Origin of the sequence: Novosphingobium sp. AP12, assembly GCF_000281975.1 — a bacterium.
Lineage (GTDB): Bacteria > Pseudomonadota > Alphaproteobacteria > Sphingomonadales > Sphingomonadaceae > Novosphingobium.
In genome coordinates, this window is the sequence record NZ_AKKE01000174.1 from 21164 (window position 1) to 27295 (window position 6132).

Consider the following 6132-nt stretch of genomic DNA (forward strand, 5'->3'; position numbering starts at 1 on the left):
GTCCTGCCTCGAATCAGTGCCGCCGACCCTGGTCGGCGTTCGGACTGGACACGGGCTCGCCCGGGAAGATCCCCGCGATCGCCAGGGCCGCGCCGATTCGCGACAGCGTTTCCAGCAGGTCGCCGATGCTGTCTTCGCCGACCACGAGTTCTAGCGTCTGGCGAGTCGACTGCGGGCCGCGGTCGCGCAGGCTGGTGATGAGTTCGAGAATCACCGCCTCGTGCTCGGAGACGTGGCTGCAGCCCATCGGGCAGAACGCCAGCGTATCGAGCGCGTCGCGGTTCAGCAGCATCATGGCGCGGTGGAACGGCTGGAGGCCGCCGATCATGCGCCAGCGCGCGAAGGCGGGGGCGAGAAGCTGGGCGGGGCAGCGCTTTTGGCCGATCGCGGTGACCCATGCGCGCATGGACCAGACGAGGAACCGGCAGCCTTCGTCGAGGGTGCTGAGCGGGCGGTCGACGTATTGATACATGCCGGTGACTCCTTAGGGCTTGCACATGCGAATGATTATCATTAGCTACTGTTACGCGGCTTGCTCCTCTCGTCAAGCCTGCACCAAGCCCGGAGAAACGCTTGTCATGGGGCGTTTCTCCCATCCTGTGACCTTTGGCCGGGGCGGCTCCTTGCCTTGCTCGCCCCGGCCTTTTTTTCGAAGGTCACGGAAGCCCGCCAAAGCGGCGGAAATCAGAGGTTTTTATGGGTTTCAGCGTCGCTCGGCAGTTGATCCGATAACGGTGGCAGCCGTCAGGCGCGCGCCGCTCGAGCCCCGCCAACGGTCTCCGCTTTCGCGTGCACGGCGAATCGAGCGTGATTCGTGGCGGGCTCCGGAGTTGTCCCGCCATACACACAGCTTCTGTCCGCGTTATCCACAGATGTGTCCACGTGGAAGAGCCTGAATCAGCGGTAGTCGAACCCGGCCTTGGGCTGGATCTTCAGCGAATTCTGCTGGAGCGCGGTCATCAGGTAGGAGCCGACGAGCATCGGGAATTCCAGCATCTGCTTCTCGTCGTAGGTCTTGGCCAGAACCTCCCAGGTCGCATCGGCGATGCAGTGGTCGGCGAGGAGTTCCTCGACCGCGCGCAGGACCGCCGATTCGTGTTCCGTCCAGCCGGGAGCGTCCGATCCGTCGATCACGCGCTCGATCTCCTCGCGAGTGACGCCGAAGGCCTTGCCGATGTCGACATGCTCGCACCACTCGAACGGGGCGCGGGCGAGCAGGGCGAGGCGCAGGATCGCCAGTTCGCGCTCGCGGGCGGGGATGGTGCCCTTGGCGGCGAGTTCGATGCCCAGCACCATCTGGCCCTTGAACATGCCGGGATGGCGCAGCGTGATGAGGCTGACGTCGGGGAAGGGCCGGCTCTCGGGGATTGAGAAGGCGGCGCGGATCGCATCGACCTGCTCCTGCCCCTCGGGGCTGACCTCGTCGAGCGTGAGCGGCGCGTAGCGGGGTCCGTGCGCCACCGTCTGCGCCAGCCGGGCGTCGGCGTCGAATTCGTACCTGCCGGTCGTGGGTGCGGCCATTGTCGTGTCGATCCTTTGAAGTGGTATTGGAAATTCAGGCTGCGGCGGCGCGCAGTGCCCAGCGGTCCATGTGACGTAGGTAGTCGGCGAAATGGGCCCGCACCGCATCGGGCTGGAGGCCGAACTGCGCCGGGTCGGGCTTGACCATGCGCTCCGCGTCGCTGTTGGACGCCCACCAGTCCGCCATGGCCTGCGCGAAGGCGGGCGAGACTGCCTCGCCGAGCCACGCGTATAGGGCGCGGACCTCGCCGATCGGGTCCTCGTGCATGGCGCGGAAGTGGATGTCGAAGAAACGGTCGTCGCGGCCAGCGTCGCGGAAGGCGATCGCCCGGTTCATCGCCTCGGACCAGCAGCGCACGTTGAGATCGCCGATGTAGGCGTCGTCGACCGCGTCGGAGAACTTGCCGATGATGTCGGAATAGACCGTCGCTACGGAGAGCATGACGTCGGTGGGGTCGCGGTGGGTCATCACGAAACGGGCGTCCGGATAGACCGCGTCGAGCGCATCCAGGTAGAGCATGTGGGTGGGCGCCTTGAGACGCCATGGCCGGGCCGGTTCGCCCCACTGCAGGAGCTTCAATGTACGCCTATGGTAGCGGTAGGTGCTGTTCATGTCGGCTTCGAGAAGCCATTCCGAATAGCTGGGAACCTGCGCGAAAGCCTGGAATATCTGGCTTTTGAAGTCGAGCGCCATGAGATCCTGGCACTCCATCGCGCCGTCGATCCCGGTAGGCGTACGGTTGCCGCCCTGCAGTTTCGCGTCGGTCGCGCTGGCGGAAACGCCGCGGCGAGGGTCGGGCCCCTCCACCGTCGCGGGCGGCGGGCAGGGCTGCGAACTCTCCCATACCCGCAGGTAACGGACCGCCGGGTCGCTCGCGAGGAGGAATGACAGCGCCGAGGAACCGGTGCGCGGCAGGCTGACGCCGAACAGCGGCGCCTCGATCTGCTCGTCCTCGATCTCGGGGTGGCGGCGATACCAGTCCTCGATCATGAGGCGCTGGCGCAGGTGGAGCAGGATGCGGTCGCGCAGGGCGTATTCGCCGGTGGCGTTGAGTCGGGCCTCGGTGTTCAGCGAGGGAACCAAGCGTTCAAGCCCGTCGCGGAAACCGTCTTCGCCGAAGTCGTGGAGTCCCGTGGCGGCGCGGGCCGCCGCCATCAGGTCCTTGCTGTCTTCCATCGCCGGCTACCTCCCCGCCCGGTTTGCCCGGTACGTTCATGTCGGGAGGCACTATGCGCGGCTCACGCTGCGGCGCCAAACGCCGCAGCGATGAACGACGGAAGAGGGTGTCAGTCTTCCTGAGCGATGGTGATCTTGGCGCCTTCGAGCACCGAGGTCACCGGCACCTGGCAGGACAGGCGCGAGTACTGGTTGCGGTGGTCCGAGCTGTCGAGCAGGTCGTTCTCGTCCTCGCTCATGGCGGGCAGCTTGTCCATGTACTCGGGGTCGATGTGGACGTGGCAGGTCGCGCATGAGCAGCAGCCGCCGCACAGGGCGAGCAACTCGTCGAAGCCGCTGTCGCGGATGACTTCCATGAGGGTGCGGCCCTCTGCAGCCTCGACATTCGATTCTTCACCGGATTGATTGACGACGATGATCTGCGGCATGGCTCTCGATTCCCCTTTGATACACCCTGTATCATAAATGCGGTCATATGCGCACTTGCCGCAGGCTGCTAAAGGCTGCAACCCCCTTTTGCAAGGTAACGAAACTCATGGGTTTGACCGCAGACGAACTTCGTTCGGGCCTGGACGCCATCGCCGCGATCGAGCCTGCCATGGCGCGTGCCCTCGGGATCACCGGCTACCCCGAACCCCGCATCCGCGCGACCGGCCATGCGACGTTGCTGCGCACGATCGTGGGGCAGCAGGTGAGCGTGGCGGCGGCCGCCTCGGTATGGAACCGGCTCGAGGCGCTGCTGGGCGAAAATCTTCTGCCTGAGACGCTGCTTGCAGCAGAGTTCGACGCCTTGCGCGCCTGCGGCTTGTCGCGCCAGAAGCAGGGTTATGCGCGGTCGCTGTGCGAACTGGTGCTCGCCGGAAACCTCGACCTCGACAACCTCCCGGCCGACGACGAGGAGGCCATCGCCCAGCTCGTGCAGATCAAGGGGATCGGACGCTGGTCGGCGGAAATCTATCTCCTGTTCGCCGAGGGCCGACCCGACATCTGGCCCGCCGGCGACCTTGCCGTGCAGGCCGGGCTCCACAAGCTGCTCGGCCTGGAAGCGCGGCCGAGCGAGAAGCGGACCCGCGAGCTGGCCGAAGCCTGGCGCCCGCACCGGGGGGCGGCGGCTATTTTCACCTGGCACTGTTACAACAACCCGGCGCTTTAGGGCAGACCGTCGCCGCCGGCGCGCGAAACCAGCGGCAGCGCTCCATGCGGATGACGCCGCCCCCTTAGAATGCGGCGGGGGCCGCGCCTCGCAATCCTCAGGGCTAATCCCGATGGCCCCCCGTTCTGAAACGACCCAAGTTCTCCTATCAGCGGGAGGACGACATGGCGAAATCTTCGGCAGACCCCAAGACCCTGTCCCGGGCGGAACTCGACGAGCGCGCCACCTACCGCCGCGCAGTGGAGGCGGTCATCTGGGGCATGCCGCTGGTCAACTACGACCGCATGCTCCAGTCCTTCATCGCGGCTGGCGGCGGTCCCAACCAGGTCGCTTACTGGTCGCGCCTGCTCGACGGCCAGAACCAGACGCTGACACCAAACCCCGACACCATCTACATCAACCCCTTCTACGACACGCGTGGCGGACCGATGGTTCTCGAGATTCCGGCGGCCGGAGAAGGATCGATCACCGGCAGCATCGACGACTGCTGGCAGAACGCGCTGGAGGATGTGGGTCCCGCTGGCGCCGACAGGGGCGCGGGCGGCAAGTACCTGATCCTGCCCCCTGGATATGCGGGCGATCGTCCAGAGGGTTACATAGCCGTTCCGTCCGACACCTGGCAGGGCTACGCAATCCTGCGTTCCAACGTGAAAAGCAGCAGCCCCGAGGATGTCGCCACGGCCGTCGGTTATGGTCGGCAGATCGGTTTCTATCCGCTTTCGCAGGCGGCGAGCCCGCCGCGCGCGAGCTACGTCGATCTTGCAGGCGTGTTCTACGACGCGACCATCCAGTACGACCGGCGGTTCTTCGAGTCGCTCGCCCGGATGGTCGAGCGCGAGCCATGGCTGACCCGCGACAAGGCGATGATCGATCCGCTGCGCTCGCTGGGCATCCGCAAGGGGGCGCCGTTTCAGCCCGACGCGGTGACGCAGGGCCTGTTCGACGCCGCCGCCCAGGAGGCTGCCGCCTATCTCGATGCGCATTACCAGGACGTGTTCGACCCACCATTCTATCCGGGCAGTCACTGGCAGCTTCCGGCCATGCCCGAGGTCGTGGAAGGCATGCCCGACTTCTTCGCCGATCCCGATAGCTATCCCACCGACGGGCGCGGCGTGACCTATTCGATGGCCTATTTCAGCGCGAAGAACATCTCGGCCGGCCAGTTCTACCTGATGGCGATCCGCGACCGCGATGGGAACAGGCTCGACGGCGCGGGCACCTACCGGCTGCGGGTGCCGGCTGATGCCCCGGTACGGCTCTACTGGTCGGCGACCGCCTACGACCGCGAGACCCATGCCCTCATCCGCGACGTGCCGCGCGCCAGCCGCGCCTCGAACAGTGCCGGGATCGAAGCCGAGCCGAACGGTTCGGTCGATGTCTGGTTCGGACCCGTGGTGGCGGAGGGTAAGGCCGCGAACTGGGTGCCCACGCGCGACGATCGCGGATTCGAGGTCCTTTTTCGCGTCTACGGGCCGGAAAAGGCCTTTTTCGACAAGACATGGGTGCTGCCGGACATTGAACGGGTGAACTGAGCGGCGGGTACAGATCTACGATATGCGAACAGGAGCAGGGGACATGGCCTTAGGAGATGCATCGAGACCGCGCGGCGGGTTCACCACGGTCGAGACCCGCATCGGCGACCTCTCGTTCACGCACGATCTTCCGGATGGCTACCCCGCTCCCCGCACGCTGGAAAAGCTGTTCGACGAGCGCGATTTCCAGCGCGCCTGCCAGACCTATGTATGGTCTCTGCCGCTGGTCGGCTTCGCGCAGTGGCAATACGGTGCGCGCAAGACGCTCGGGGCGGCGAACGGGCAGATCGTCTCCTACCTGAGCTACGTCGACAAGCTCGGCATTCTGACGCCCAACGCGACGACGCCCTATTACGTCGCCTTCGTGGATCTCTCCGAATCAGGCCCGATGGTGCTCGAACTTCCGGCAGGCGGTATTCGCGGCGGACTCGTCAACGTCTGGCAGGAGAAGATGGAAGGATGCGAGCCGGGTGGACGGTATCTGCTGCTCGGGCCCGGCCAGGAGCCTGGCGCCGATGCGGCGGGGCTGGAGGTACGGCAACTGTCCAGCCTCAACTTCATGCTCGGGGTGCGCATCACGGTCACCAATCCGGCGGAAGCCGAGGCCGTGCTTGCAGCGCTTCGCATGTATCCCCTGAAGCAGCGCGGGGACCCGCCGCCGACAACAATCCTTGCCGCAGCCGACCGTCCCTGGAGCGGCACCCAGCCGCGAGGGCTCGCCTATTGGGAGCGGCTCCCCCCCCCCCCCC

7 protein-coding genes are annotated in these 6132 nt (G+C 66.0%); 3 read left to right on the forward strand and 4 right to left on the reverse strand.

Annotation, left to right across the window (positions count from 1 at the left end):
• Positions 1-13 precede the first annotated feature (13 nt).
• The 4 genes from PMI02_RS24845 to PMI02_RS24860 all read right to left on the reverse strand — a co-directional run bounded on the left by PMI02_RS24845 (position 14) and on the right by PMI02_RS24860 (position 3126).
• Complete coding sequence (locus tag PMI02_RS24845; protein WP_007688268.1) at positions 14-472, reverse strand: hypothetical protein; 459 nt, start codon at positions 470-472, stop codon at positions 14-16.
• 425 nt (positions 473-897) lie between these two features.
• Complete coding sequence (locus PMI02_RS24850) at positions 898-1521, reverse strand: carboxymuconolactone decarboxylase family protein (protein WP_007688270.1); 624 nt, start codon at positions 1519-1521, stop codon at positions 898-900.
• A 34-nt stretch (positions 1522-1555) separates the two neighbouring features.
• Positions 1556-2698: a sulfotransferase gene (locus tag PMI02_RS24855; RefSeq protein ID WP_007688271.1), complete on the reverse strand. Its 1143-nt coding sequence runs from the start codon at positions 2696-2698 to the stop codon at positions 1556-1558.
• 110 nt (positions 2699-2808) lie between these two features.
• Positions 2809-3126, reverse strand: a complete 318-nt coding sequence (locus PMI02_RS24860) for a 2Fe-2S iron-sulfur cluster-binding protein (RefSeq protein ID WP_007688272.1) — start codon at positions 3124-3126, stop codon at positions 2809-2811.
• 107 nt (positions 3127-3233) lie between these two features.
• On the opposite strand from PMI02_RS24860, the gene PMI02_RS24865 reads away from it, so the two are divergent.
• The 3 genes from PMI02_RS24865 to PMI02_RS24875 form a co-directional block, all read left to right on the forward strand.
• Positions 3234-3851, forward strand: a complete 618-nt coding sequence (locus tag PMI02_RS24865; RefSeq protein WP_007688273.1) for a DNA-3-methyladenine glycosylase — start codon at positions 3234-3236, stop codon at positions 3849-3851.
• A 164-nt stretch (positions 3852-4015) separates the two neighbouring features.
• Entirely contained in the window at positions 4016-5383 is a 1368-nt protein-coding gene (locus PMI02_RS24870) for a DUF1254 domain-containing protein (RefSeq protein ID WP_007688274.1), read from the forward strand.
• Between the two features lie 43 nt (positions 5384-5426).
• Positions 5427-6132: DUF1254 domain-containing protein (locus PMI02_RS24875; RefSeq protein ID WP_007688275.1), on the forward strand; the 706-nt coding region annotated here is incomplete at its 3' end.

Bases quoted from the DNA above. Each gene is read 5' to 3' on its own strand.
- PMI02_RS24855 (WP_007688271.1), bottom strand. From the start codon at position 2,698: ATGGAAGACAGCAAGGACCTGATGGCGGCGGCCCGCGCCGCCACGGGA.
- PMI02_RS24860 (WP_007688272.1), bottom strand. From the start codon at position 3,126: ATGCCGCAGATCATCGTCGTCAATCAATCCGGTGAAGAATCGAATGTC.
- PMI02_RS24850 (WP_007688270.1), bottom strand. From the start codon at position 1,521: ATGGCCGCACCCACGACCGGCAGGTACGAATTCGACGCCGACGCCCGG.
- PMI02_RS24865 (WP_007688273.1), top strand. From the start codon at position 3,234: ATGGGTTTGACCGCAGACGAACTTCGTTCGGGCCTGGACGCCATCGCC.
- PMI02_RS24870 (WP_007688274.1), top strand. From the start codon at position 4,016: ATGGCGAAATCTTCGGCAGACCCCAAGACCCTGTCCCGGGCGGAACTC.
- PMI02_RS24845 (WP_007688268.1), bottom strand. From the start codon at position 472: ATGTATCAATACGTCGACCGCCCGCTCAGCACCCTCGACGAAGGCTGC.